Source organism: Nocardioides sp. CPCC 206348 (assembly GCF_048654705.1).
Taxonomy (GTDB): Bacteria; Actinomycetota; Actinomycetes; order Propionibacteriales; family Nocardioidaceae; genus Nocardioides.
Genome location: NZ_JBMCZA010000160.1, coordinates 1 through 436, shown reverse-complemented (window position 1 = coordinate 436; position 436 = coordinate 1). Strand labels below are relative to the sequence as shown.

General features: G+C 74.1%; 1 pseudogene. It reads right to left on the bottom strand.

Annotated elements, in window-relative coordinates:
• Window positions 1-436, bottom strand: a pseudogene (locus ACOADB_RS11665) (primosome assembly protein PriA); the annotation flags it as partial.

Sequence of the window (436 nt, the reverse complement as noted above, 5' to 3'; positions counted from 1 at the left end):
GTGTGCGGGTACGGAGCCCGGGGCTCGGCGTGCAGGTCGTCGCCGTCGTCCCAGATCACGACCAGGCCGAGGTCGTGCACGGGAGCGAAGGCAGCGGACCGTGGGCCGATCACGATCCTTCGGGTGCCCCGACTGACCGCGAGGAAGTCGCGGTACCGGGCAGCCGGGCCGGGCTCTGCCTGCAGCGTGACGTGGTGGCCCTCCCCCAGCAACGCCGTCAGCGCAGCGTCGACGCGGGTGATGTCACGATGGTCGGGAAGACAGATGATCGTCCCGCGCCCCGCGGCGAGCGCGGCACCCGCCAACTGTGCGAGCAGGGCCGGCCAGTCCTCACCCGGCCCAGCACCCCAGACAGCGCGCGGCGCGTGGCCGCTGCGCAGGTGCTCGAGGAACGCCGCCGCGGCCGGGTACGGCGACCACGCCTCGTCACAGCCGG